The 24,094-nt window shown below is 72.1% G+C and carries 23 protein-coding genes; 12 read left to right on the top strand and 11 right to left on the bottom strand.

Going from position 1 to position 24,094, the window contains the following annotated elements:
* Nucleotides 1–2 precede the first annotated feature (2 nt).
* Entirely contained in the window at nt 3–1,208 is a 1,206-nt protein-coding gene (locus ACULK4_RS00940) for a RimK family alpha-L-glutamate ligase (RefSeq protein ID WP_445964049.1), read from the bottom strand.
* A gap of 26 nt (nt 1,209–1,234) precedes the next feature.
* On the opposite strand from ACULK4_RS00940, the gene ACULK4_RS00935 reads away from it, so the two are divergent.
* Nucleotides 1,235–1,717 (top strand): ATP-dependent zinc protease family protein, encoded by a 483-nt coding sequence (locus ACULK4_RS00935; RefSeq protein ID WP_445964048.1) that lies wholly within the window; start codon nt 1,235–1,237, stop codon nt 1,715–1,717.
* Nucleotides 1,718–1,833: 116 nt separating this feature from the next.
* On the opposite strand, the gene ACULK4_RS00930 is transcribed toward ACULK4_RS00935, so the two are convergent.
* Together ACULK4_RS00930 and ACULK4_RS00925 are read right to left on the bottom strand one after the other, a co-directional pair.
* Entirely contained in the window at nt 1,834–2,775 is a 942-nt protein-coding gene (locus ACULK4_RS00930) for a 1-phosphofructokinase family hexose kinase (RefSeq protein ID WP_445964047.1), read from the bottom strand.
* A gap of 249 nt (nt 2,776–3,024) precedes the next feature.
* Nucleotides 3,025–6,642 carry a proline dehydrogenase family protein gene (locus ACULK4_RS00925; protein ID WP_445964046.1) on the bottom strand — a complete coding sequence of 1,206 codons (3,618 nt, stop codon included), beginning with the start codon at nt 6,640–6,642 and terminating at the stop codon, nt 3,025–3,027.
* Nucleotides 6,643–6,837: 195 nt separating this feature from the next.
* Between ACULK4_RS00925 and ACULK4_RS00920 the strand changes: the two genes are divergently transcribed.
* Nucleotides 6,838–7,848 (top strand): LysR family transcriptional regulator, encoded by a 1,011-nt coding sequence (locus tag ACULK4_RS00920; protein ID WP_445964045.1) that lies wholly within the window; start codon nt 6,838–6,840, stop codon nt 7,846–7,848.
* Between the two features lie 12 nt (nt 7,849–7,860).
* Here ACULK4_RS00920 and ACULK4_RS00915 read toward each other — a convergent pair whose 3' ends face one another.
* Nucleotides 7,861–8,280, bottom strand: a complete 420-nt coding sequence (locus ACULK4_RS00915) for a VOC family protein (protein ID WP_445964044.1) — start codon at nt 8,278–8,280, stop codon at nt 7,861–7,863.
* A gap of 135 nt (nt 8,281–8,415) precedes the next feature.
* Nucleotides 8,416–9,456, bottom strand: a complete 1,041-nt coding sequence (locus ACULK4_RS00910) for a helix-turn-helix transcriptional regulator (protein ID WP_445964043.1) — start codon at nt 9,454–9,456, stop codon at nt 8,416–8,418.
* Between the two features lie 61 nt (nt 9,457–9,517).
* Between ACULK4_RS00910 and ACULK4_RS00905 the strand changes: the two genes are divergently transcribed.
* From ACULK4_RS00905 to ACULK4_RS00895, 3 genes are all read left to right on the top strand, one after another.
* The gene (locus tag ACULK4_RS00905; RefSeq protein ID WP_445964042.1) at nt 9,518–10,498 is read left to right on the top strand and encodes an ATP-binding cassette domain-containing protein; all 981 of its coding nucleotides are present in this window, start codon (nt 9,518–9,520) and stop codon (nt 10,496–10,498) included.
* 170 nt (nt 10,499–10,668) lie between these two features.
* On the top strand, nt 10,669–11,499 hold the full coding sequence (locus tag ACULK4_RS00900; RefSeq protein ID WP_445964041.1) for an ABC transporter permease: 831 nt from the start codon (nt 10,669–10,671) through the stop codon (nt 11,497–11,499).
* A 174-nt stretch (nt 11,500–11,673) separates the two neighbouring features.
* Entirely contained in the window at nt 11,674–13,455 is a 1,782-nt protein-coding gene (locus ACULK4_RS00895) for a phytoene desaturase family protein (protein WP_445964040.1), read from the top strand.
* 22 nt (nt 13,456–13,477) lie between these two features.
* Here ACULK4_RS00895 and ACULK4_RS00890 read toward each other — a convergent pair whose 3' ends face one another.
* Nucleotides 13,478–13,837, bottom strand: coding sequence for a TfoX/Sxy family protein (locus tag ACULK4_RS00890; protein WP_445964039.1), 360 nt, complete (start codon nt 13,835–13,837; stop codon nt 13,478–13,480).
* 62 nt (nt 13,838–13,899) lie between these two features.
* The gene (locus ACULK4_RS00885; RefSeq protein ID WP_445964038.1) at nt 13,900–14,295 is read right to left on the bottom strand and encodes a hypothetical protein; all 396 of its coding nucleotides are present in this window, start codon (nt 14,293–14,295) and stop codon (nt 13,900–13,902) included.
* 69 nt (nt 14,296–14,364) lie between these two features.
* Here ACULK4_RS00885 and ACULK4_RS00880 point away from each other — a divergent pair, with 69 nt between their 5' ends.
* Nucleotides 14,365–14,883: an SRPBCC domain-containing protein gene (locus tag ACULK4_RS00880; protein ID WP_445964037.1), complete on the top strand. Its 519-nt coding sequence runs from the start codon at nt 14,365–14,367 to the stop codon at nt 14,881–14,883.
* Nucleotides 14,884–14,889: 6 nt separating this feature from the next.
* The gene (locus tag ACULK4_RS00875) at nt 14,890–16,050 is read left to right on the top strand and encodes an AI-2E family transporter (RefSeq protein WP_445964036.1); all 1,161 of its coding nucleotides are present in this window, start codon (nt 14,890–14,892) and stop codon (nt 16,048–16,050) included.
* Nucleotides 16,051–16,077: 27 nt separating this feature from the next.
* On the opposite strand, the gene ACULK4_RS00870 is transcribed toward ACULK4_RS00875, so the two are convergent.
* The 3 genes from ACULK4_RS00870 to ACULK4_RS00860 form a co-directional block, all read right to left on the bottom strand.
* Nucleotides 16,078–16,644 (bottom strand): acyl-CoA thioesterase, encoded by a 567-nt coding sequence (locus tag ACULK4_RS00870; protein WP_445964035.1) that lies wholly within the window; start codon nt 16,642–16,644, stop codon nt 16,078–16,080.
* Between the two features lie 115 nt (nt 16,645–16,759).
* A complete protein-coding gene (locus ACULK4_RS00865) occupies nt 16,760–17,956 on the bottom strand; it encodes a bifunctional 2-methylcitrate synthase/citrate synthase (RefSeq protein WP_445964034.1) in 1,197 nt (398 codons plus the stop codon).
* 198 nt (nt 17,957–18,154) lie between these two features.
* Complete coding sequence (locus ACULK4_RS00860; protein ID WP_445964033.1) at nt 18,155–19,693, bottom strand: MmgE/PrpD family protein; 1,539 nt, start codon at nt 19,691–19,693, stop codon at nt 18,155–18,157.
* Between the two features lie 82 nt (nt 19,694–19,775).
* Here ACULK4_RS00860 and ACULK4_RS00855 point away from each other — a divergent pair, with 82 nt between their 5' ends.
* On the top strand, nt 19,776–21,080 hold the full coding sequence (locus tag ACULK4_RS00855; protein ID WP_445964032.1) for an aminotransferase class V-fold PLP-dependent enzyme: 1,305 nt from the start codon (nt 19,776–19,778) through the stop codon (nt 21,078–21,080).
* Nucleotides 21,080–21,520: a Fe-S cluster assembly sulfur transfer protein SufU gene (gene sufU / locus ACULK4_RS00850; protein ID WP_445964031.1), complete on the top strand. Its 441-nt coding sequence runs from the start codon at nt 21,080–21,082 to the stop codon at nt 21,518–21,520. Before ACULK4_RS00855 ends, sufU begins: the two co-directional genes overlap by 1 nt.
* A gap of 80 nt (nt 21,521–21,600) precedes the next feature.
* On the opposite strand, the gene ACULK4_RS00845 is transcribed toward sufU, so the two are convergent.
* Complete coding sequence (locus ACULK4_RS00845; protein WP_445964030.1) at nt 21,601–22,704, bottom strand: enoyl-CoA hydratase/isomerase family protein; 1,104 nt, start codon at nt 22,702–22,704, stop codon at nt 21,601–21,603.
* Between the two features lie 57 nt (nt 22,705–22,761).
* Between ACULK4_RS00845 and ACULK4_RS00840 the strand changes: the two genes are divergently transcribed.
* Genes ACULK4_RS00840 through ACULK4_RS00830 form a run of 3 tightly spaced genes read left to right on the top strand, consistent with a single transcriptional unit; the run spans nt 22,762 to nt 24,073 of the window.
* Nucleotides 22,762–23,145 (top strand): VOC family protein, encoded by a 384-nt coding sequence (locus ACULK4_RS00840; RefSeq protein ID WP_445964029.1) that lies wholly within the window; start codon nt 22,762–22,764, stop codon nt 23,143–23,145.
* A 35-nt stretch (nt 23,146–23,180) separates the two neighbouring features.
* On the top strand, nt 23,181–23,819 hold the full coding sequence (locus ACULK4_RS00835; RefSeq protein WP_445964028.1) for a LysE family translocator: 639 nt from the start codon (nt 23,181–23,183) through the stop codon (nt 23,817–23,819).
* A gap of 32 nt (nt 23,820–23,851) precedes the next feature.
* The gene (locus tag ACULK4_RS00830) at nt 23,852–24,073 is read left to right on the top strand and encodes a PLD nuclease N-terminal domain-containing protein (protein WP_445964027.1); all 222 of its coding nucleotides are present in this window, start codon (nt 23,852–23,854) and stop codon (nt 24,071–24,073) included.
* Nucleotides 24,074–24,094: the final 21 nt, after the last annotated feature.

Below are 24,094 nucleotides of genomic sequence, written 5' to 3'. Positions count from 1 at the left end.
GCTCAGCTCGCCGCCTCGACCGGCGCCGGGATCGGCTCCTTCGGCAGCTTGCGCACCTTCTGGCGACGACGGCGACGCTCGGGGATCATCGAGCGCATCTCCTCGAGCCTGCCGAAGCAGAGCAGGCGATCCTCGGCCTCGAGCACGACGCCCTTGCGCGGGTTGGGGATGACCGTGGTGCCGCGGTGCAGCGTCAGCACCGTGATGTCGCGGTCCCACAGGCCGGATTCGCCGAGCGTCGTGCCGACGAGGTCGGCGGCGCCGTGCACGAGCAGCTCCGCGACGCCGTACCCGGTCGAGACCGTCAGGCGCTGGCGCACGTCGATCTCGGGGAACGCGACCTGGTTGGCGATGTAGTCGATGATGGCGCCCGCGACATCCAGCTTCGTCGCCGTCTCGATGCCCTGCAGGCCGGGCGACGAGTTGACCTCCATCACGAGCGGACCCTCGTTGCCCTCGAGCATGTCGACGCCCGCGACCTTGAGCCCCATGATCTGCGCCGACCGCACGGCCGCCTGCTCGTACTCGGGGGTGAGCTCGACGGCCGCGACCGTGCCGCCGCGATGCACGTTCGACCGGAACTCGTCGCCCGCCGCGCTGCGCCGCATGGCTGCGACGACCCGGTCGCCGACGACGAGCGCACGGATGTCGCGCCCGCGGCTCTCCTTGATGAAGCTCTGGATCAGCACGTTCTGCTTCGTCGAGTGCAGCGTCTCGATGATCGCCTCGGCGACCTTCACCTCGGGGGCGAGGATCACCCCGATGCCCTGCGTGCCCTCGAGCAGCTTGATCACGACGGGCGCACCGCCGACGCGTTCGATCGCCGGTCGCAGGTCGGCCCGGTTGCGCACGAACGTCGTCGCGGGCATGCCGATGTTGTGCCGCGAGAGGATCTGCGTCGCGCGGAGCTTGTCACGTGCGTTCGTGATGCCGTTCGCGGTGTTGGGCGTGTAGACGTCCATCTGCTCGAACTGGCGGACCACGGCCGTGCCGAAGTACGTGATCGAGTTGCCGATCCGCGGAAGGATCGCGTCGTAGTCCGACAACTGCCGGCCGCGGTACTGCAGGTCGGGTTCGGGCCCGGACAGGTCGATGCCGAACCGGAGCGTGTTGAGGACCTTCACGTCGTGCCCGCGCTGCTGCGCTGCAGTGCGGAGGCGCTGGGTGGAGTACGCCTGCGGCGCGCGCGAGAGGATCGCGAGTTTCATGCGGGAGTCCCTGCGAAGATGATCGGGTGACGGTGGAGCCAACCCATTCAAACACCATCGCCGGATGGCGCGAATGGGTGCGCCTGCCGCAAGCCGAGGTCGAGTGGATCAAGGCCAAGCTCGACACGGGCGCCCGCACGTCGGCGCTGCACGCGTTCGACGTCGAGGAGTTCACGGAGGCCGGCGTGGACCGGGTGCGGTTCGGCATCCATCCCTGGCAGGACACCGATGAGGACGCCGCGACCGTCGAGCTGCCCGTGCACGACCGCCGCGTCGTCCGCAGTTCGACCGGACACACTCAGGAGCGGCTCGTGGTGCTCATGGACCTCGTGCTCCTCGGCCGCGAGGTGACCGCCGAGGTGACCCTCACGAACCGCGACGAGATGGGGTTCCGCATGCTCATCGGCCGCGAGGCGCTCCGCAACGGGTTCCTCGTCGACGCCGGCCGTTCGTTCGTGGGCGGCCGGGCGCCGCGCGCCATCCGTCGCCGCAATCGCGGTCGCGCCTGAGCCCGCAGCCCGCTGGTCGAGGAGGATCCGACGCGCGCGAGACCGGTGGTCGAGGAGCAGGCGAAGCGCGCGAGACCCCTGGTCGACGAGCAGGCGAAGCGCGCGTATCGAGACCGTCAGGCCGCGAGCTCCCGTTCGAGGCGGGCCACATCCTCAGCCCGGCACAGCTCGGTCGCGGGCATCATCGCGGTCGCCGATCCGGCCGCGACCGCGGTGCGGAACGCGTCGGCGATCGGTCGCCCCTCGGCGAGCCGCAGGATCAGCCCGGCCAGGAACGCGTCCCCCGCGCCGACCGCGCTCGCGACCTCGACGCGTGGGGTCGGGAGCCGCAACACGCCCTCCGCCGTGACGAGCACCGCGCCGGCGCCGCCGAGCGTGAGCGCGACAACCTCGGCGCGGCCGCCGTGCACGATCGCGCGAGCCGCATCGACCTGCTCGTCGAGCCCCAGATCTCCGTCTGCACCCACCAGGCCGGCGAGCTCGTCGCGGCTCGGCTTGATGAGGAACACGCCCTCGTCGAGCGCCGCCGCGAGCGCCGGCCCCGAGGCATCCACCACGACCCGGATCGCGTGCTGGTGGGCGATCCGCGCGAGCAGTGCGTAGAAGTCCGTCGGCACGCCCGGCGGCAGGCTGCCGCTCGCCACGAGGTATCCGCCGACCGGAAGGTGATCGCCGACCACCGAGAGGCAGGCGCGCCATTCCGGCTCGCGGAACGTCGGCCCCTGGAGCACGAACCGGTACTGCTCGCCGGTCGAGGTCTCGTCGACCGTGAAGCTCTCGCGCGTGCTCCCCGCGATGGTGACGACGCGCCCGACGATGCCCGCCGACTCGATGAACCCGCGGTACGCCTGGCCGGTGGGCCCGCCCAGCGGATAGATCGCGATCGAGTCGCCGCCGAGGTTCCGGATGGCGCGGCTCACGTTCACGCCGCCCCCGCCCGGGTCGAATCGGCTCGGGCCGCACCGGAGCTTGTGCTCGGAGACGACCCGGTCGACCGTGCTCGACACGTCGAGCGCGGGGTTCATGGTCAGCGTGACGATCGGCGCGTGCGCGGACATGTCCTGAGCCTACGGCGACAGCCCGCGCCGGGACGGGTGGTTGCGAGCAGCGGCGGGCGACCGTCTCCGGATGGCTCGTGTCGACGCCGCCTCACATGAGGCGGATCTGACCTGAGCGATCCAGAGAACATCCGTCGGATCCGTCGTGACCGAGCGCGCGCGAGAGGGCGGCCGCTCGTGCGACCGCCCCTCGTGGCATCCGTTCGGGTCTCGAGACGCGCGGTGAGCGCGCTTCTCGACCCGCAGCAGCTAGATGACGTCGTCGGAGATCGTCGTCGGGTTGCCGAAGCGGTGGTTGGTGATCGACACCGCCTGCTCGTGCAGGAAGGGCAGCAGCTCGACGCGACCCGACGGGGTGACCGGGTGCGACCACACCGCGAGGTCGGGCGTGCCGTTCGTCGCCTCGGCGAGCGCGGTCGCCGACCCGCCCACGAGGCGCACCCGAGACGTCGTGATCTCGCCCTTCGCGGCGCGTGCCAGCCAGCCCCCGTCGCCCTCGCGGACCACGCGGATGTCGCGGGCCGCGAGGATCGCGCGGACGCCCTTGGGCAGCTCGTGCGCGGTCGAGATCGACAGCTTCGACTTGGCGAGCAGGCCCGCTGCGATGACGCGGAGGCCGTCGGCGAGCGTGGCGTCCTCGCTCACGCGGATGGTCACCGGAAGCGGGAGGTAGCGGAACAGGTTGCGCTCCACTCCGACGCCGGAGACGTCCTTGACCGTGCCGTACTCCTCGGCCCAGGCGACCTCGTCGGAGAGCGCGCCGCGGCGCAGCACCTCGTACGACTCGTAGTCGAGCGACGACTGCGACGCCTCGATGAGCTCGGTGACGCGCTTCTCGAGTCCGCGCAGGTGCAGGGAGCGGCTGCCGGCACCGTGGTCCGGCTCCCAGTCGCCGAGGCCGAACAGGTAGTTCGGGCCGCCCGCCTTGGCACCCGCGCCGACCGACGAGCGCTTCCAGCCGCCGAAGGGCTGGCGCTGCACGATCGCACCCGTGATGCCGCGGTTGACGTACAGGTTGCCGGCCTCGACGTTCGCGAGCCACGTCGCGAGCTCGTCGGAGTCGAGCGAGTGGAGGCCCGCGGTCAGGCCGAAGTCGACCGCGTTCTGGAACCGAATGGCCTCGTCGAGGTCCTTGGCGTGCATGACGCCGAGCACCGGACCGAAGAACTCGGTGAGGTGGAAGTAGGATCCGGGCTTCACGTTCGCCCGGATTCCCGGCGACCACAGGCGGCCCGTGTCATCCAGCTGCTTCGGCTCGACGAGCCACTCCTCATCTGCGCCGAGGGTCGTGAGCGCATGCAGCAGCTTGCCGTTCGCGGGCTCGACGATCGGGCCCATCTGGCTCGACGGGTGCTCGGGCCAGCCGACACGCAGGCTCGTCGCGGCATCCACCAGCTGGCGGCGGAACCGCTCGGACTTCGCCACCGAGCCGACGAGGATCACGAGCGACGCGGCCGAGCACTTCTGCCCGGCGTGGCCGAACGCGCTCTTGACGACATCGGATGCCGCGAGGTCGAGGTCGGCCGACGGCGTCACGATGATCGCGTTCTTGCCGCTCGTCTCGGCGAGCAGGGGTAGGTCCTGGCGGAACGAGCGGAACAGCTCGGCCGTCTCGTAGGCGCCCGTCAGGACGACGCGGTCGACCTTCTCGTCGGACACCAGCTTCGTGCCGAGGTCGCGCGAGCCGAGGTCGACGAGCGCGAGCAGGTCCTTCGGGATGCCGGCCTCCCACAGGGCCTCGACCATGACCGCACCCGAGCGCTGCGAGAGCTTCGCGGGCTTGATGATCACGCCCGAACCCGCGGCGAGCGCGGCGAGCACACCGCCCGCCGGAATCGCGACCGGGAAGTTCCACGGCGGCGTGACGACGGTGAGCTTCGACGGCACGAAGCGAGCGCCCTGCACGTGGTCGAGCTCGCGGGCGCGCTCGGCGTAGTAGTGCGCGAAGTCGATGGCCTCGCTGATCTCGGGGTCGGACTCGGCGATGGTCTTGCCGGTCTCGGCGGCCATGACCTCGATGAGGCGGTCGCGGTTCGCGGCGAGCGCGAGGCCCGCACGGTGCAGCACGGCGGCGCGCTCGTCGCCCGACATCCGGCCCCACTCGGCGCCGTTCGCGGCGACGGTCGACATGAGCCGCTCGAGCTCGTCGGCGGTCTCGATCCGGTTCGCCTTCAGGGTGTCGATGCCCAGCGTCGAGCCGGGCACGCGCTCGAGGATGCGGCGGCCCCAGTCGCGGTTCGCGGCGAGCGCCGGGTCGGTGTCGGGCTCGTTGCGGAATCCCGGGGTGATCCCTGGGCCGACGAGCGCGGCAGCCTCGTCGGCGTAGCCCAGGACGGGCTCCCCGTCGGAGCCGCGCGTGATGCCGAGCACGACGCTCGTGAGCGAACCCTCGTGCTGGTCGCCGGGGGCGGGCGCTGCGACGGGGATGCCGAGATCTGCGGCATCCTTCTCGTCCCACTCGGTGCGGCGGTTCTGCGTGCGGTTCGGGGCCGGAGCAGGCGCCGCGGCACCCTCGCTCTCGAGCGCGGCGAGCGACCCGAGGTAGCGGTCGCGCTCGCGCTCGAACAGGGCGCGGTTCTCGCTCAGCTCGAACACGGCCGACATGAAGTTGTCCTGGCTCGCGTTCTCCTCGAGGCGGCGGATGAGGTACGCGATCGCGACGTCGAATTCCGAGGGGTTCACCACCGGCGTGTACAGCAGCAGGTTGCCGACGTCGCCGCGCACCGCCGCGGCCTGGCCGGTCGCCATGCCGAGCAGCATCTCGAACTCGACGCCCTGCTCGACCCCGCGCTCCTTGGCGGTGAGCCACGCGTGGGCGACGTCGAAGAGGTTGTGGCCGGCGATGCCGAGCTTCACCGCGTCGATGCGGTCGGGCGTCATCGACCAGTGCAGGACGCGCTTGTAGTTGGTGTCGGAGTCCTGCTTGGTCGAGTAGGTCGCGAGCGGCCAGTCGTGGATCGCGGCGTCGACCTGCTCCATGGCGAGGTTCGCGCCCTTGACGACGCGCACCTTGATCGCGGCGCCGCCCGCGGCACGTCGGGCCTGCGCCCACTCGGTGAGGTCCTGCATGGCGCCGAGCGCGTCGGGCAGGTAGGTCTGCAGCACGATGCCGGCCTCGAGACCCTGCAGCTGCGGCTGCTCGAGCAGCTTCTTGAAGACCGCGATCGTGAGGTCGAGATCGCGGTACTCCTCCATGTCGAGGTTGATGAACTTCGCCGTGGGGCTGTTCGCGGCGAGCTCGTACAGCGGAGTGAGCTTCGCGACGACCTTCTCGACGGCCTCGTCGAACGACCACATCGACAGCTGGCTGACGACGCTCGAGACCTTGATCGAGACGTAGTCGACGTCGTCGCGCGCGAGGAAGTCGTAGGTGCCCTGCAGTCGGCGGTCGGCCTCGTGCTCGCCGAGCACCGCCTCGCCCAGGAGGTTGAGGTTCAGGCCGTTGCCCGACTCGCGCAGCTTCGCGATCGCCGGCCCGAGCTTCGCCGGCGTGGCGTCGAGCACGAGGTGGCCCACCATCGCACGCAGCACGCGGCGCGCGATCGGGATGACGATCCACGGGAAGGCAGGTGCCATCGCCCCGCCCAGCCGGATCGCGGCCTTGAGATGGGCCGGCAGGAACTTCGGCGTGAGCTTCGCGACCTCGGCGAGGTTGCGGCCGGCGACGCCCAGGTCTTCGGGTCGCATGACGCCGTCGACGAAGCCGACGGTGAACGCGAGCCCCCTCGGGTCCTTGAGCACGCCCGCGAGGCGCTGGGCGGCGGGGTCGACGGGGTGGTTGCGGCTCTCGGCGAGCCAGCGCTCGACGAGGGCGACGACGTGGTCGGTGCTCGGAACGACGTCCGCGAGCGTGTGCTGAGTGGTCACGACGGCGATGTCCTTTGTCTCGGAGGGCGCGCGGGGGTGGTGCACGCCCGGCACTTCTCAGTGTGCGCCGCGACATCCGTTCAGTACAGCGAATGAATCCGATGCATACTGTTCATGTTTCCCGATCGTTCGGTGCCGTGGCATCCGGCACGCCGAACGTACCCCGACGGATGCCGCACGAGGAGGTGCCACGCGATGCTCGATGTGCGCCGCCTGCGCCTCCTGGTCGAACTGAGCCGCCGCGGCACGCTCGCCGCCGTCGCCGAGGCGCTCGCGTACAGCCCGTCGTCGGTCTCGCAGCAGCTCAGCCAGCTCGAGAAGGAGGTCGGCGTGCCCCTGCTCGTGCAGGTCGGCCGGCGCGTGCAGCTCACGCCCCAGGCCGAACTGCTCGTCGGACACGCGCAGGCCGTGCTCGAACGGCTCGAAGAGGCCGAAGCGGATGTCGCGCGCTCGCTCACCACGGTGAGCGGCACGGTGCGCATCGCCGTGTTCCAGTCGGCCGCGCACGCCGTCGTGCCGCAGGCGCTCACGCTGCTCGCCGCCGAGCACCCCGACCTGCGCGTGGAGATCACCGAGCGCGAGCCCGAGCTCGCCCTGTTCGACGTGGCCGCGCGCGACTTCGACCTCGTGGTCGCCGAGCAGTACCCGGGCACCACTCGGCCGCTGCATCCCGAGCTCGACCGGGTGCCGCTCGCGCGCGACGCGATCCGGTTGGCGCTGCCGCCGCACCCGTCAGCGCGGCACCGTGCGGCGCGGCGCGTGGACCCCGCTGCGGCGCCGCTCGCTGCGGGCACGGTGCTGCGACCATCGCCCGCACCCGAGCTGCTGCGCCTGGTCTCCGACGACGGGCTCGCCGCCGCCTCGGACATGCCGTGGGTCATGGAACCGCACGGGACCGCGGCCCGCCGTTTCGCCGAGCAGCTCTGCCGCGAGGCCGGGTTCGAGCCCGACGTGCGCTTCGAGACCGCCGACCTCATGGCGCACATCCGCCTCGTCAGGTCGGGCAACGCCGTGGGGCTGCTGCCGGACCTCGTGTGGGCGGGCGAGCCGCCGAGCGTGCATCTCGCGCCGCTGCCGGGCGACCCCGAGCGCGAGGTGTTCTCGTCGACCCGGCGCGCGTCGGCCCGGCGTCCCGCGGTCGTCGCGGCGCGCGACGCACTCGCGCGAGCGGCGGCGCGCAGCGACCGCCCGGATGCCGGCGCCTGATCTCGACGCCGGTCAGCCCGCCCGGTGCATCCACGGCGTGTAGCTCACGCCGACGAGCAGTCCTTCGGGACTCATGAGGCGCGAGGTGGTCTGCCCCCACGGCTCCTCGTGCGCCTCGACGAGGATCTCGAGCCCCTTCGCGCGCAGCTCCTCGACCGCGGGGGCGACGGCCTCGGGCGAGGCGACGTCGAACTCGATCCACGCCTGGGGAACGGTCCGGTCGGCCGGCCACTCGGTCGTGCCGAACGTGGCCTCGGCGGCCTGGTCGAGCGGCCAGATGGCGAACGCCTTCGCGCCCGCGACCTCCTCGGTATGGAAGTAGCGCGGCGCGTTCTCGTGGAACGGGATGCCGAGCGCGCCGGCCCAGAAGTCGTGCGAAGCGGAGCCCACGGTGCCGATCGGCCCGAAGCCGGCGATGAAGGCGATGTCCATGCGCCCATTCGACCGCGCCCCACCGACGCCGTCCACTCCCGCGACGCTCGTCCCCCGACTCAACCCCGGCCCGCCCGCCACCGACTCACGCGAATCGGCCCCTCGCGGGGCCGTTTCGCGTGAGTCGATTCGAGGTCAGGCGGGCGAAGCAGCGGGCGGGGCGGCAGGAGCCACGTCGACCGGGCCCGCCGCGTCGGCGAATCGGGCGGCCTGCGCCCGCAGGTACGCGTGCAGCTCGGGCGGCCCCTCGGCGCGGCATCCGACACCCTCGGGCACCCAGAGCAGCGCCGCCGCGACACCAGCGACCGACTCACCCTCGACCGGCCAGACCGACCCGACGCCGTCGGCCGACGCGACCGCGTCGCGCACCCACCAGCCGAGCCGCGCCCGCAGCTCGTCGACGGGCATCGCCACGTGCACCGTCGCACGCACCGTCTGCTCGCGCCACCGCACCGCCCGCTGCACGCGCTCGAGCGCCTCCTCGTCCGAGAGCGGATGCGGCGCGAACCGCACGCGCGTCGGGAACACGTCGTCGATGCGGTCCAGGCGGAACGTCCGCCAGTCCTCGCGATCGCGATCCCACGCGAGCAGGTACCAACGGCGGCCCAGCGGAACGAGCCGGTGCGGCTCGATCGAGCGAGCGGATGCCGCGCCCGTGGCATCCGTGTACCGCATGCGCACCCGCTCGCTGTCGCGGCAGCACAACGCGAGCGTGCCGAGCAGGTCGCTGTCGACGGATGGCGCGCCGCCCGAGCCGCCCGGCCCGGACCCCGCCGCGCCCGCGCCCATCGGCGCCGCGACCGCTTGCAGCGCCCCGATCCGGCGCCGCAACGCGGGCGGCAGCACCTGCTCGAGCTTCGCGAGCGCGCTGAGGGTCGTGTGCTCGGCACCGCGCAACCCGGCGGCGGCCTGCGAGCGCAGGCCGACCGCGATCGCGACGCCCTCGTCGTCGGTGAGCAGCAGCGGCGGCAGGCCCGTGCCGGCCTCGAGCCGGTACCCGCCCGCGACGCCGCGGGTCGATTCGATCGAGTAGCCGAGCTCGCGCAGCCGCTCGACATCGCGCCGCAGCGTTCGCTCGCTGACCTCGAGCCGGTCGACGAGCTCGCGCGCCGTCCAGTGCCGATGGCTCTGCAGCAGCGAGAGCAGTTCGAGGGTGCGGGTGGTGGTGGCGGCCATGTTCCCGATTCTCCTCGAATTGAGGTCAGAACATGACCGGATGCCGCGAGAACCTCGATGCATGACGAACCAGATGATCACGGCGCGGGGCCTCGCCAAGACGTTCCGCGCGAAGGGAGAGGAGGTGGCGGCCGTGCAGGGCGTCGACCTCTCCGTCGGGGAGGGCGAGCTCGTGGCGTTCCTCGGCCCGAACGGCGCCGGCAAGTCGACGACCGTACGGATGCTCACGACGCTGCTGCCACCGACGGCCGGCGAGGCGATCGTCGCGGGAAGCGACATCCGTCACGACCCCGCCGGGGTGCGTCGGCGCATCGGCTACGTCGGCCAGGGCGACTCGGGCGGTCACACCCAGCGGGTACGCGACGAGCTGCACGCGCAGGGCGCGTTCTACGGCATGGGCCGCCGTGAGGCTCGCGCGCGGGCGGCTGAACTCCTCGAGTCGCTCGAGCTCGGCCAGGTCGCGAACCGGCCGGTGCAGTCGCTGTCGGGCGGGCAGAAGCGGCGGGTCGACATCGCGCTCGGCCTCATCCACCGGCCCGAGCTGCTGTTCCTCGACGAGCCGTCGACCGGCCTCGACCCGCACAGCCGCGCCAACCTGTGGGAGCACATCGTCGACCTGCGCCGCACGACGGGCACGACGATCTTCCTCACGACGCACTACCTCGACGAGGCCGACCAGCTCGCCGAGCGCGTCATGGTCATGGACCACGGCCGGGTCATCGCCGATGACACCGCGCCGGCGCTCAAGCAGCAGCTCGCGGGCGACCGCGTGACGCTCACGTTCGGGTCGGCGACGGATGCCGCAGCCGCGGCGGCGCGCATCGGCGGCGAGTCGCGCGGGGCCGTCGTGACCGTCACGGCACCGGACGGCGACCGGGCGCTCCCCCGCTGGATCCGCGACCTCGGGGGCGACGGACTCGAGGTGCGCGCGGCGACGCACCGCCCGCCCACGCTCGACGACGTGTTCCTCGCCCTCACCGGCCGGAGCCTCCGCGAGGAGGGCGCCGCCGCCGACCACCCGGCCGCCGCGACCGCCGCCTGACCGCGCCCATCCCCTCGAACAAACCGACTCACGCCAAACGGCCCATACAAGGGCGTTTTCGCGTGAGTCGGGCAGAGAACCACCACCCCACCACCTCGACTCACGCGAAACGGCCCTCACTGGGGCGTTTTCGCGTGAGTCGGGGAGAGAACGACATTGGAGGAAACACGATGAACACCCTCACCACCGAGGCCGCGACCGCGGCCCGCCCGGCGGACGCCCGCGCCGCGGCATCCGTCGCCCGCCCCACCGGATTCGCCCGCGACACCGCCGCCGTCTTCGTGCGGGAATCGCGCCCGCTGGTCCGCGACCCGTTCAGCGTCGTGTTCTCGCTCGTGCAGCCGCTCGTGTTCCTCGGGCTGTTCGGGCCGCTGCTCGTCGGCGCGGCCGGCGGCGACGTCGCGGGCACGCTCCAGTGGTTCGTGCCCGGCATCCTCGTGATGGTCGCACTGTTCGGCACGGGCTCGACGGGCGCGAACCTGCTCTTCGAGATGCAGACCGGTTCGCACGAGCGCACCCTCGTGGCACCGCTCTCGCGCGGCGCGCTGCTCGTCGGACGCGCGCTGAAGGATGTCGTGCCCCTCGTCGTCCAGGGCACCCTCGTGGTGCTCGTCGCCGTGCCGTTCGGATTCCGCCTCGACGCGCCCGGCCTCGTCGTCGGGCTCGTCGCGCTCGCGGTGTTCGGCGTCGGGCTCGGCGCATTGAGCTACACGCTCGCGCTCGCGTGCCGCAACCGCGACTGGATGTTCTGGATGGTGCACCAGACCGTGTTGTTCCCGCTCATGATCCTCTCGGGCATGCTGCTGCCGCTCGACGACGGCCCCGACTGGATGCAGGTCGCGGCGGCGGTCAACCCGCTCAGCTACCTCGTCGACGCCGAGCGCGCCCTGCCCGCGGGGGACTTCACCGACCCAGCGATCCTCGGCGGCGCGGTCGCCGCCGTCGTGACCTGCTCGGTGGGGCTCGTCCTCGGCGTGCGCGCCATGCGCCGCGCCCGCTGATCCTCCCGCCCAGCTCACAGCGCCACCTCGAGCAGGATTCAGGAGCCGCACCGGCGTGTCACCATCGACACGCCGGTGCGCGCCGCGTGTCGCGCATGCCGCTCCTGAATCCTGCACATGACCCCGGTCGAGCGGCGCGCCGGGAGCGGCATCCGCTCGTCTACGCTCGGGAAGATGCCCACCGACGCGCACCCCGCCGACGACCCTCGGCCCGCCGAGGCCCACCCAAGCCCCGCGCCCGACCACGACGTCGTCATCGTCGGCGGCGGCCACAACGGACTCACCGCCGCCGCGTACCTCGCCCGGGCCGGCAGGCGCGTGCTGCTCCTCGAGCGCGACGACCATCTCGGCGGCGCCGCCGTCTCGGCGCAGGCGTTCGACGGCGTCGAGGCGCGGCTCAGCCGCTACTCGTACCTCGTGAGCCTGCTGCCGCGGCGCATCATCGACGACCTCGGGCTCGACATCCGGCTCGTGCGCCGGCGGTTCTCGTCGTACACGCCCGACCCGCGCGATCCGAGCCGCGGCCTGCTCGTCGACGTCGAAGCGGATGCCGCGGCGGCCCGCGACGCGTTCGCCCGGGTCGGCGCGGCCGATGACGCCGACGCGTGGCGCGAGTTCTACGCCGACACCGCCCGCGTCGCCGAGGCGCTGTTCCCGACCCTCACGGAACCGCTGCCGACCCGCGACGAGGCGCGCGCCCTCGTCGGCGACGACCGCGCCTGGCGCGAGTTCGTCGAGCAGCCCCTCGGCACCACGATCGACGCGCGCTTCGGCGACGACCTCGTGCGTGGCGTCGTCGCGACCGACGGGCTCATCGGCACGTTCGCCGACGCCGCCGACGAGTCGCTCGAGGCCAACCGTTGCTTCCTGTACCACGTCATCGGCGGCGGCACGGGCGACTGGGACGTGCCCGTCGGCGGCATGGGCGCGGTCTCGGGCGAGCTCGCGCGGGCCGCGCGCGAGGCGGGTGCGAGCCTTCGCACGGAGGCCGAGGTCACCTCGGTCGACCCCGAGAGCGGCGAGGTCCGCTGGGTCGAGGCGGGCAGCGAGCGGATGGCGCGCGCGCACGTCGTGCTCGCGAACGTCGCGCCGTACGTCCTCGACCGACTGCTCCCCGACGGCCGAGGAGGCGCCGCACCCGCGGGTCGAGGAGGCGCCCCCGACGCCGTCTCGAGACCCGACTCCGAGCGGACCCCCGCCGTCGCCCCGCGCGACGAGCCCCCGTTCGCGACCGACCCCGAGGTCCCCCTCGACGAGTACGCGCGCCGCCGCGTCGAGCGACTCGGCATCCCCGAGGGCGCCCAGGTGAAGGTGAACCTGCTGCTCACCCGGCTCCCCCGGCTCCGCGACGAGTCGGTTGCGCCCGAGCACGCGTTCGCGGGCACGTTCCACATCAACGAGCTCGGCTCGCAGCTCGCCGACGCGTACGCGAGCGCGTCCGGCGGCGTGCTGCCCGACCCGCTCCCCTGCGAGATCTACTGCCACACGCTCAGCGACCGCAGCATCCTCGGCCCCGAGCTCGCCGGCTCCGAGGCGCAGACGCTCACGGTGTTCGGCCTGCACGTGCCCGACCGGCTGGTCGACCGGTACGGCAACGACGAGCTGCGCGACCTCCTCCGCGACGCGGTGCTCGCTTCGCTCGACTCGGTCCTCGCCGAGCCGATCGCCGACGTCATCGCGACGGATGCCGCAGGCCGCCCGTGCATCGAGGTGAAGACCACCCGCGACCTCGAGCACGCGCTCGGCATGCCCGGCGGGAACATCTTCCACGGACCCCTGTCGTGGCCGTGGGCGGAGCCCGACGCGCCGCTCGCGACGCCGGCCGAGCGCTGGGGCGTCGCGACCGCGCACGCACGCGTGCTCATGTGCGGTTCCGGCGCGGTGCGCGGCGGTGCGGTCAGCGGCCTCGGCGGGCACAACGCCGCGATGGCCGTGCTCGAGGGCGAACTGCCCTGACCCGCACGACCGCGGCCCGGCGCTACCTGCGGGACTTCGGCGCCTTGGGCGGCAGTGCCGCCACGTCGTCGAACGCCCGGGCGACCCACGCCGCGATGCGCTCCGGCTCGTCGGCCCACGCGGCGGGCGCCGACACGTAGCCGCCCATCGGCCGCCCCTCGGGTCCGTACGGCCCCGCGCCATCCGTCGCCGCCAGTCGGGCGCGAGTCTGCTCGTCGAGCACGCGCACGCCCACGCGGTCGCCGAAGAGCCCGGCGAACATGTTGCCGTTCACGAACGCGCCGAGGTTGCCGAACATCGGCTTGACGACGACGCGAGGGTCGTCGGGCATGACCGACGCGAACATCGCCTTCGTGTCATCCGAGGGCTTGGGGACCTGCATCATCCACCTCGCAGATCGGCCGAGCGAGCGAACCGGCCCGGCAGCGGTGGCCGGGGACGGGATCAGAAGACGAACAGCTGCCCGAGGATCAGGATGGCGATGAAGAACACCGCCACCACGCCGCCCACGATCGCCAGCGCTCGGGCCGACATGCGCGCGATGCCGTAGCCGACGAGCACGGGCAGCGCGAGCAGCAGGAGCGTCACGACCCACCAGAACGCCTGGTACCCGGCAGAGGTCGCATCCGACAGGCGACCGGCGAACAGCTGCTGCGTGGCCGGGTTCGTCGCGAACGCGAACGCGGCGCTGAGCGGCACCGCGAGCAGCGCGAAGACGATGAGGCCGACGAACCACCCCCACATGTCCGGATGCCGTCCGCCCATGCGGAGCGTCTCGTCGTCATGCTGCGCCTGCGCCGGGGTGTGCTTCACCCGGGGCTTCGAACCCGAACTGCCCATGCGCGTCACTCTAGCCCTGCACGCACGCCGGGATTAGCCTGAACTCAGGACGACACGCGGGGGGCGAAGATGACCAGCATCCGACCGACCGGCCACTACACGCAGAAGGCGGACGGACTGTACCTGCAGTTCGACCGCCTGTTCCGTGCCCCGATCGAGGAGGTCTGGTTCTCGCTGACGAACCCGACGGCGCTGAACGGCTGGATCGGCACCTACAAGGGGAGCCCCTCGACGGGTGCGGTGCGCTTCCGCATGACGGCCGAGGGCGCCGACGCGCCGTGGGAGGACGTGAGCATCCTCGAGTGCGCGCCGCCGCACCGTGTGCACCTCGACGTCGAGCAGCCCGACGACGCCCCGCCGTGGCGGTTGCTCGTGCACCTCAACGAGGGCAGCGGCCTCACGACCCTCACGCTCGCGCACCGCCTCCCGCCGGGCGAGGATGTCGGCAGCCTCGGCGCCGGCTGGGACTACTACCTCGACCGGTTGACGGCGGTTCGCGCGGGCGACGCGATGCCCGACTGGGAACGCGACGGCTACCTCGACACGCTCGGGCCCCATTACCGCGAACTCCGGATCCCGGCCGCGTAGGCCCCGGTGAGCATCGACCGACGGCCGCCCGGCGGCGGCCGCTCCGCTCGCGCCGTCGCTCGCACGCGCTCCGGCAGCACCGGCACGCCCGGCACGCCCGGCACCCGGCGGCCCGACCGCACCGGACTCTTCGTCGAGCACCCCGTGCTGTGGGGCTTCCGGGTCGCGCTCGGCCTGCTGGCGGCGGTCCTCCTCGCGCTCGTCGTGGTGAACCTCAGCGACGTGCTGCTTTCGGTGTTCATCGCGGCGTTCGTGGCGCTCGGGCTCGACCCGCTCATCCGCTGGTTCGAACGGCGCGGGATGTCGCGGCCCTCGGCGATCGTGACGGTCCTGATCCTGTTCATCGTCGTCGTGGTCGGCATCGTGTGGATCCTGGTCCCGCCCGTCGTCGAGCAGGCGACCTCGCTCATCACGAACCTGCCGGCCCAGGTCGCGGGGCTCGAGGACTCGGGCTGGTTCGAGCAGGTGAACCAGACCACGAACGGCCTCGCGGCGACCCTGGCGACCGGCATCGGCGACATCCTCAGCGACCCGAACACGTGGGCGACCATCGGCGGGGGCGCGCTCGCCTTCGGTGCGAGCGTGCTCAACGCGGTCTCGACCGGGTTCTTCGTCGTCGTGCTCTCGATCTACTTCATCGCCACGCTCGACAGCTCGAAGCGCGCGATCTACACGCTCGTCGCGGCATCCGACCGGGCCGTGGTGGTGCCGCTCGCCGAGCGCATCATGCAGTCGGTCGGCAAGTACCTGAGCGGGATGGTCGTGCTCGCGTTCCTGAACGCGCTGTACTCGACGATCCTGCTCGTGCTCACGGGCAACCCGTACGCGCTGATCCTGGGCGTGATCGCGCTGTTCGTGACGCTCATCCCCCTCATCGGCACCGTGCTCACGACCGTGCTGATGACCGTGGTCTCGCTGTTCGTGTCGCCGACCGCGGCGCTCATCGTGTTCATCGCGATGCTCGTCTACATGCAGGTCGAGGCGTACATCCTCACGCCGCGCGTGATGGGCAAGGCCGTGCAGGTGCCGGGCACGATCGTGCTGATCTCGGCGCTCGCGGGCGGCACGCTCCTGGGCCTGCTCGGCGCGCTCGTCGCGATCCCGATCTCGGCGGGCATCCTCCTGATCCTCCGCGAGATCGTGGTGCCGAGGCAGGCGGTGTCCTAGTCCAGACGGTGCGGGCGATCCGGCCGGTCAGCGCCAGACGGACGGCGCGGCCGCACGCGTCGGGGGCAGCGCGACATCCGCACCCCACCGCTCGATCCACTCCGGAAGCTCGTCCTCGGCCGGCGGGGCGCCGAACGCCTCGACGAGCTCGGAGACGGGCACGGTGCCGCCCGCCTTCCGCAGGAACCGCGCGCGGATGAACCCCTGCGCGTAGATCTCGTCGCGCCCGTCGGGCCCGGGTCGCACGAATCGCTGCTCGAGGTACACGGCCTTCTCGTCGTAGCCGACGAGGCGCGACTCGATCGTGAACCGCTGCCAGAGGCTCAGCGACTTGCGGAACGTGATCGTCTCGCTCGCGACGACCGGGTACCAGTCCTTCGCACGCATGATGCCGAAGACGCCGTTCCGCACGAGCATGTCGAACCGCGCGACATCCATGATCGAGAAGTACACGCCGTTGTTCATGTGCCGGTTGACGTCGAGGTCGGTGGGCAGCGTGATGAAGCGGGTGCGCGCGACGTCGTAGTGGTCGAGGTCGGGCTTGCGGCGCGAGAGGAAGAGCACGTGCAGTAGCGTGCGGAACAACATGTGCATAGTCGACGACTGTATGCCCGATCCGTGGTGGATGTCTCCACCTTCGTGCGGTGGGCACAGTTCGACGACGGATGCCGCGCCGCGCCGTTGTGCACAGCCGCGAACCCGGCTCGGCTCAGGCCGCCGGCTCGCCCGACGCGTTGCCCTTCGGCGGCACGTGCCGCTCGTCGGGCCCGTTGTACACCGACAGCGGGCGGATGAGCGCGTTGGCCGCGTTCTGCTCCATGATGTGCGCGGTCCAGCCGGTGACGCGACTCGCGACGAACAGCGGCGTGAACGACTCCGTGTCCCAGCCCATGAGGTGGTAGGTCGGGCCGGCCGGGTAGTCGAGGTTCGGCTTGATGCCCTTGCGCTCCTCCATCGCCTGCTCGAGCGCCGCGTACAGCTCGATCATGTCGGGGCGGCCGTAGTGCTCGGTCATCCGCTCGAGCGCATCGCGCATGGTCGGTACGCGCGAGTCGCCGTTCTTGTAGACGCGGTGGCCGAAGCCCATGATCTTGCGCTTCTCGGCGAGCGCTGCGTCGAGCCAGGCGACGGCCCGCTCGCCCGAGCCGTCGCCGAGGCCGATCTCCTCGAACGCGTGCATCACGGCCTCGTTGGCGCCGCCGTGGAGCGGGCCCTTGAGCGCGCCGATCGCGCCGACGACCGCCGAGTACAGGTCGGCGAGGGTCGACGTGATCACCCTGGCCGTGAACGTCGAGGCGTTGAACGAGTGCTCGGCGTACAGGATCATCGACACGTCGAACGCGTTGACGACCTCGAGCTCGGGGGCCTCGCCGAAGGCCTGCCAGAGGAAGTTCGCCGAGTAGCCGAGGTCGGCGCGCGGCTCGACGAACTCGAGCTCGTGCCGGCGGCGCTGGTCGTAGGTGACGATCGACGGCAGCTTCGCGAAGAGGCGGATGGCCTTCTCGAGGTTCGCCTCGTGGGAGTCGTCGGGCGTCGCCGGGTCGCTGGCGCCGATGACGCTGACGGCGGTGCGGACGACGTCCATCGGGTGGGCCGTGAGCGGCAGCTCGTCGACGATGCGCTTCACCTCGTGGTCGAGGCCGCGGTGACTGCGCTCGAGCTCCTCGAACTCGGCGAGCTGCGTATCATCCGGAAGCTCGCCGTTCCAGAGCAGGTAGGCGACCTCCTCGAAGGTGACGGATGCCGCGAGCTCCTGCACCGGGTACCCGCGGTAGAGCAGCGAGTTCGACTCCGGGTTCACCTTCGAGATCGCGGTGTAGTCGACGGGGACCCCGGCGAGCCCCTTGAAGATCTGCGGCTGGAAGGCCGCGGCCGGGGGGGTGTCCTGCGACGTCTGCTCGCTCATCCTGCTCCTCGTGGGATCTCGGGCGCCCGCCGCGTCGCGGACGCCTCCCCAGCCTACGGGTGACCGCGCCCGCCGCGCGATCACCGGAGATCCGACGATTCGCAGGCCGGATCCGGCCGAGAGGTCCTGTGGATCGTCGGGTCTCCTGTGAACCGCGGGTGGCGGCGGACGTGTGGGCGGCGAGGCGGCGGCTCGGCCTCAGAAGAGTCCGGTGGGGATCTGCACGTGGTTGAGGGCGCCCGGCGCCGCGGTGATGGTCAGCTGGCCGAGCTCGTCGGGGCCGAGCTCCGGCAGACGCTGGGCGACGTCCAGGAACCGCTCGATCTCGGCCTCCTCGAGCACCCACGCGGCCAGCGTGCGGAACTTCTGCACGTACTGCTCCCGCCCGAAGGGGCGCGCGCCGAGCGGGTGCGCGTCGGCGACCGCGATCTCCTCGACGATCTCGTTGCCGTCGGCGAGGCGGATGACGACGCGGCCGCCGAACGCCTTCTCGGCGATGTCGAGCGAGTGGTAGCGGCGGGTCCACTCCGGGTCCTCCACGGTCGACACCTTGCGCCAGAGCGCGACGGTGTCGGGCCGGTGGGCGCGCTCGGGCGCGTACGAGTCGGCGTGGTGCCAGGTGCCGTCCTGCAGCGCGACGGTGAAGATGTACGGGATGGAGTGGTCGAGCGTCTCGCGCGAGGCATCCGGGTCGTACTTCTGCGGGTCGTTGGCACCCGAGCCGATCACGTAGTGGGTGTGGTGGGACGTGTGGATGGTGATCGACTCGATGCGGTCGGGGTCGTCGAGGATGATCGGGTAGGCCTCGTGGATGCGTCGCGCGAGGTCGATGAGCGCCTGCGCCTGGTACTCGGCCGAGTGCTCCTTGGTGTACGAGTCGAGGATGGCGCGCTTCGCCTCGCCCTCCTCGGGCAGCGGCACCTCGTAGTTGGCCTCGGGGCCGCCGAGGAGCCACGCGATCACGCCGTCCTCGCCCTCGTAGATGGGCACGGGACTGGTCTCGCCCCGCATCGCACGGTCGACCGCCTCGACGGCCATCTTCCCCGCGAACGCCGGCGCATGCGCCTTCCACGTGGAGATCTCGCCCTTGCGCGACTGGCGCGTGGCGGTCGTGGTGTGCAGCGCCTGACCGATCGACTGGAAGATCGTCTCCTGGTCGAGCCCGAGCAGCGTGCCGATGCCGGCCGCGGCCGACGGCCCGAGGTGGGCGACGTGGTCGATCTTGTGCGCGTGCAGCGTGATCGCCTTGACCAGGTCGATCTGGATCTCGTACCCGGTGGCGATCCCGCGAACCACCTCGCGCCCGGTCAGGCCGCGGGCCGCGGCGAGGTGCTGCGCGACCGCGACGATCGGCGGGATGTTGTCGCCGGGGTGCGAGTAGTCGGCGGCGAGGAACGTGTCGTGGAAGTCGAGCTCGCGCACCGCGACCCCGTTGGCCCAGGCGGCCCATTCGGGCGAGGTCCTCCGAGCGGCATCCGCCCCGAAGACGGTGGCGCCGTCGCCGCCGATCGAGACCGGGTGGGCGAGGGCCTGGCTGCGGGCCGCGACGACGGGCCTGCGGGCGAGGGATGCCGCGGCGACCGCCGCGTTGTCGATGACCCGGTTCACGACCATGTCGACGACGTCGTCCTCCACGTCGACGGGGTCGATCGCGACGGCCGCGAGCTGCCAGGCGAGCTGGCCCTCTCGTGCGAGGTTCTCGTCGCTCCGGTGGGTACGCAGGTGGTGGGTCTTCACGTGGCCACGCTATCGAACCGGACCCGTGATGCGCCTGAGCTTGACGGCGGTCATGCGGCTCGGGCATGGGACCATTGAGGTGATGACCCACACCGACTCGGAGACCCTGGGCGCACGCACGCTCCGCGACATCCGCCGCGACTTCGCCGCCTTCGCCACGACCGGCGACGACCGGCCGACCGCGTACCTCGACTCCGCGGCGACCTCGCAGCGACCGTCCGCGGTGCTCGACGCCGAACGCGACTACCTCGAGCACCACCTCGCCGCGGTGCACCGCGGCGCGAGCGCGGCGACCGGTGCGTCGACGACCCTCTTCGAGGAGGCCCGTGCCGACGTCGCGCGCTTCGTCGGCGCCGGCGAGCGCGAGGTCGTGTGGTCGCAGAACGCGACCGACGCGCTGAACATGGTCGCGCTCGGCATCGCCGACGCGAGCGCCGGCATCGGGGGTGCGGATGCCGCGCGCTTCGCGCTCCGTCCGGGCGACGAGATCGTGCTCACCGAGGCCGAGCACCACGCGAACCTGCTGCCGTGGCAGCGCGTCGCGCAGCGGACGGGCGCCCGGATCGTGCCCGTGCGCGTCGACGAGCACGGTCGCTGGACGGTCGACGACGTCGCCGCGCTGCTCACCGAGCGCACGCGAATCGTGGCGTTCCCGGAGGTCTCGAACGTGACCGGGCAGATCGCTCCCGTCGCCGAGGTCGCCGAGCTCGCGCACCGGCACGGCGCGTTCGTCGTGCTCGACGCGTGCCAGTCGGTGCCGCACCGCCACGTCGACCTCGCCGCCTACGGGGTCGACTTCGCCGCGTTCTCGGCGCACAAGATGCTCGGCCCGAACGGCATCGGCGTGCTCTACGGCCGCGAGGACCTGCTCGACGCGCTGCCGCCGGCCCGCACGGGCGGTTCGACGATCACGAAGGTGACGTTGGAGGAGGCGCACTTCCTCCCCGCGCCGCACCGCTTCGAGGCGGGCACGCAGCCCGTGTCGCAGGCCGTCGGACTCGGGGCGGCCGTCCGCTACCTCGAGTCGATCGGCATGGACGCGGTCGCGGCGCACGAGGAGTCGTTCGCCGAGCGCGTCGTCGACGGCCTCGCCGCGATCCCGGGCATCCGCATCGTGGGTCCGCAGCCGGGCGAGCGCCGTGCCGGCCTCGTGAGCGTCGCGGTCGACGGCGTGCACGCGCACGACGTCGGCCAGTTCCTGGACGACGCCGGCCTCGTGGTCCGGGTCGGTCATCACTGCGCGCAGCCGCTGCACCGCGCGCTGGGAATCACGGCGACGACGCGGGCGAGCGCGCACGTCTACACGACCGCGGAAGAGGCCGACCGATTCGTCGCAGCCATGGGCGAGGTCCGCGGCTTCTTCGGACTCGGACGGAAGGTGTCCTGATGGCCGGTCTCGAGGGCCTCTACCAGCAGATCATCCTCGACCACGCGAAGGAGCGCCACGGCGCCGGCCCGCTCGACGGGGCCGATGCCGAGCACCACGAGTACAACCCGACGTGCGGCGACGAGATCACGCTGCGGGTGAAGCTCGACGCCGCGCACGACCGCATCGAGGCGGTCGCCTGGGAGGGCGACGGATGCAGCATCTCGATGGCGTCGGCGTCGGTGCTCACCGACCTCGTGCAGGGGCGCCCGGTCGACGAGGCGCTCGCCACGGCCGAGACGTTCCGCGAGATGCTCCGCTCGAAGGGCGAGGGCGAGCCCGACGAAGAGGTGCTCGGCGACGCGATCGCGTTCCACGGCGTCGCGAAGTACGTCATGCGCATCAAGTGCGCGATGCTCGGCTGGGTCGCGCTCGAGGCGGCGGTCGCGAAGGCGCGCTGACGCGCCTCTGCGGATCGAGGAGCCGCGCAGCGGCGTCGAGACCTCGTGTCCGGGGTTTCGAGACGCGCCTCCGGCGCTCCTCAACCCGCAGACGCCGCAGGCCAGACGGGGTCGTGCAGCTGCTCGACGAGCACGCGTTCGGCGAGTCCGGCGGGCACGTCGTCGAGCGTTGGCGGATCCCACTTCGGGTTGCGGTCCTTGTCGATGACCTGGGCGCGGATGCCCTCGTGCAGGTCGTGCTCGCCGATGAACCACGACACGGCCCGGAACTCCTGCTCGAGCGCGTCCTCGAGGGACGGCAGGGTTCGCGCGCGTCGCACGGCTTCGAGCGTGATCGTGAGCGCGGTCGGCGAGAGCGTCTCGAGCTCGTCCGCGGCGCCGGCCGCGTAGGCCGCGGCCGCGGCCCCTGCCCGCTCCGCGGCATCCGCTCGCCCCTCGGCGAAGCCCCGCAGGCGCGCGATGATGTCGGCGACGGTCGGCGCCGAGTAGCAGGCGTCGACCCACGGACGCGAGGCGGCGAGCGCGGACGGGCCGGGCGTCTCGTCGAAGAGCATCACGATCTCCCACGGCGTGCCGGGATCGGCGCGCTCGGCGAGCGCCTGCAGCAGGTGCGGGATGCGCTCAGACGGCACGTACGCGTCGGCGAAGCCCGCGTGCATGGCGTCGGCGGCGTCCATCGTGCGCGAGTTGAGCGCGAGGTGCACGCCGAGCTCGCCCGGCGCACGGCCGAGCAGCCAGGTGCCGCCGACGTCGGGCGTGAAGCCGATGCGCGTCTCGGGCATCGCGACGCGCGAGCGCTCGGTGACGACGCGGATGGACGCGTGGCCTGCCAGGCCGATGCCGCCGCCCATGGTGATGCCGTCCATGATCGCGACGACGGGCTTCGGGTACCGCGCGATCATCGCGTTGAGGCGGTACTCGTCGCGGAAGAAGCGCAGCGCCTCGGCCGCGTGCCCGCCGGTCGTGTAGCCGTACAGTTCGCGCACGTCGCCGCCCGCGCAGAAGCCGCGCTCGCCGGCCCCGTCGAGCACGACCAACGACACCTCGGGGTCGTGCCGCCACGCCTCGAACACGGAGGTGATGGAGCGGATCATCTCGTAGCTCAGCGCGTTCAGCGCCTGGGGGCGCTGCAGCGTCAGCCGGCCGACGCCGTCGGCCACGCCCGTGGAGATGTGCTCGCTCACGCTGCAACGGTAGCGGCAACGGTCGGCGCCGCGTAGCGTCGGGAGGAGGGAGGGGCCATGATCGAATCCGCGTTCCCCATCGTCGAGGTGCCCGACATGGATGCCGCGATGCGCTTCTACCACGACGCGCTCGGCACGACCGTGGTGTACCGCTACCCCACCGACGGCGACCCGCTCTACGTGACCCTGCAGGCCGGGTCGTCGCAGCTCGGACTGGGCCTGGCCGAGAACGGCACGGCGGGCGAGGGCGCGGGCATGCTGCTCTGGTTCTACGTCGACGACGTCGACGAGACCACGACGGCGATCGGGAGCGCCGGCTACCTCGTGGTGGAGGAGCCCGAGGACACTCCGTGGGGCGAGCGCGTCTCGATGGTCGCCGACCCGTTCGGCACGCGCGTGCGGCTGGCACGGGCGATCGCGCCGCAGCCCGAGGAGGAGTAGCGGCGGCGCGCAGCCGGGCGGAGTAGCATCCGCTCGTGATCCCTGCGTCGAACCTGTGGGCGTTCGTGCTCGCCTCGGTGGTGCTCATCGTCATCCCGGGGCCCAGCGTGCTGTTCGTCATCGGCCGCTCGCTCGCGCTCGGGCGCGCCGGCGGGCTGCTCAGCGTGCTCGGCAACGCGCTCGGCATGCTGCCGCTCGTTGCCGCCGTCGCGCTCGGCGTGGGCGTCGTCGTCGCCCAGTCGGTGCTGCTGTTCACGGGAATCAAGATCGCGGGCGCGCTCTACCTCGTCTACCTCGGGGTGCAGGCCATCCGTCATCGGGCGGATGCCGCGGCATCCGTCACCGGCGTCATCGCCGCTCGATCGCCGTGGCGACTGCTCGGCGAGGGATTCGTCGTCGGCGTCACCAACCCGAAGACGATCGCGTTCTTCGTCGCGGTGCTGCCGCAGTTCGTGGCATTCGAGGCGGGCGCGATCCCGCTCCAGATGGCGATGCTCGGCACCGCGTTCGTGGTGCTCGCGCTCGCGTGCGACTCCGTGTGGGCGCTCGCGGCCGGCTGGGCGCGCGACTGGTTCGGGCGGTCGCCGCAGCGGGCGTCGCACCTCGCCGCGACGGGCGGCGTGATGATGATCGGCCTCGGCGGCGTGCTCGCCCTGTCGGGGAACAAGCACTAGGGATCGGCACGATCCGGAAGCGGAGGAATCCGATGGCGACGAAGAAGCGGTGGGGCGACCTGACGCCGCAGCAGCAGGCCGGGGGAATCGTCTCGGCCACGATCCAGCTCGTCCTCGCGGCGATCGCGTGGACCGACCTCGCGAAGCGCCCCGCCGAGGAGGTCAACGGACCGAAGCCGATGTGGGCGGTCATCATCCTGGTCAACTTCATCGGCCCGCTGTCGTACTTCCTCTTCGGCCGTCGCCGGGACTGACCGGGCGACGACCGACCGCGG

This window comes from Agromyces selenitireducens (assembly GCF_052748465.2).
This window is presented reverse-complemented; position numbering and strand designations above follow the sequence as displayed.

Bases quoted from the DNA above. Each gene is read 5' to 3' on its own strand.
- sufU (WP_445964031.1), top strand. From the start codon at position 21,080: ATGGCCGGTCTCGAGGGCCTCTACCAGCAGATCATCCTCGACCACGCG.
- ACULK4_RS00855 (WP_445964032.1), top strand. From the start codon at position 19,776: ATGACCCACACCGACTCGGAGACCCTGGGCGCACGCACGCTCCGCGAC.
- ACULK4_RS00840 (WP_445964029.1), top strand. From the start codon at position 22,762: ATGATCGAATCCGCGTTCCCCATCGTCGAGGTGCCCGACATGGATGCC.
- ACULK4_RS00830 (WP_445964027.1), top strand. From the start codon at position 23,852: ATGGCGACGAAGAAGCGGTGGGGCGACCTGACGCCGCAGCAGCAGGCC.
- ACULK4_RS00940 (WP_445964049.1), bottom strand. From the start codon at position 1,208: ATGAAACTCGCGATCCTCTCGCGCGCGCCGCAGGCGTACTCCACCCAG.
- ACULK4_RS00865 (WP_445964034.1), bottom strand. From the start codon at position 17,956: ATGAGCGAGCAGACGTCGCAGGACACCCCCCCGGCCGCGGCCTTCCAG.
- ACULK4_RS00920 (WP_445964045.1), top strand. From the start codon at position 6,838: ATGCTCGATGTGCGCCGCCTGCGCCTCCTGGTCGAACTGAGCCGCCGC.
- ACULK4_RS00890 (WP_445964039.1), bottom strand. From the start codon at position 13,837: ATGCAGGTCCCCAAGCCCTCGGATGACACGAAGGCGATGTTCGCGTCG.
- ACULK4_RS00870 (WP_445964035.1), bottom strand. From the start codon at position 16,644: ATGCACATGTTGTTCCGCACGCTACTGCACGTGCTCTTCCTCTCGCGC.
- ACULK4_RS00905 (WP_445964042.1), top strand. From the start codon at position 9,518: ATGACGAACCAGATGATCACGGCGCGGGGCCTCGCCAAGACGTTCCGC.
- ACULK4_RS00930 (WP_445964047.1), bottom strand. From the start codon at position 2,775: ATGTCCGCGCACGCGCCGATCGTCACGCTGACCATGAACCCCGCGCTC.
- ACULK4_RS00915 (WP_445964044.1), bottom strand. From the start codon at position 8,280: ATGGACATCGCCTTCATCGCCGGCTTCGGGCCGATCGGCACCGTGGGC.
- ACULK4_RS00895 (WP_445964040.1), top strand. From the start codon at position 11,674: ATGCCCACCGACGCGCACCCCGCCGACGACCCTCGGCCCGCCGAGGCC.
- ACULK4_RS00910 (WP_445964043.1), bottom strand. From the start codon at position 9,456: ATGGCCGCCACCACCACCCGCACCCTCGAACTGCTCTCGCTGCTGCAG.
- ACULK4_RS00885 (WP_445964038.1), bottom strand. From the start codon at position 14,295: ATGGGCAGTTCGGGTTCGAAGCCCCGGGTGAAGCACACCCCGGCGCAG.
- ACULK4_RS00900 (WP_445964041.1), top strand. From the start codon at position 10,669: ATGAACACCCTCACCACCGAGGCCGCGACCGCGGCCCGCCCGGCGGAC.
- ACULK4_RS00880 (WP_445964037.1), top strand. From the start codon at position 14,365: ATGACCAGCATCCGACCGACCGGCCACTACACGCAGAAGGCGGACGGA.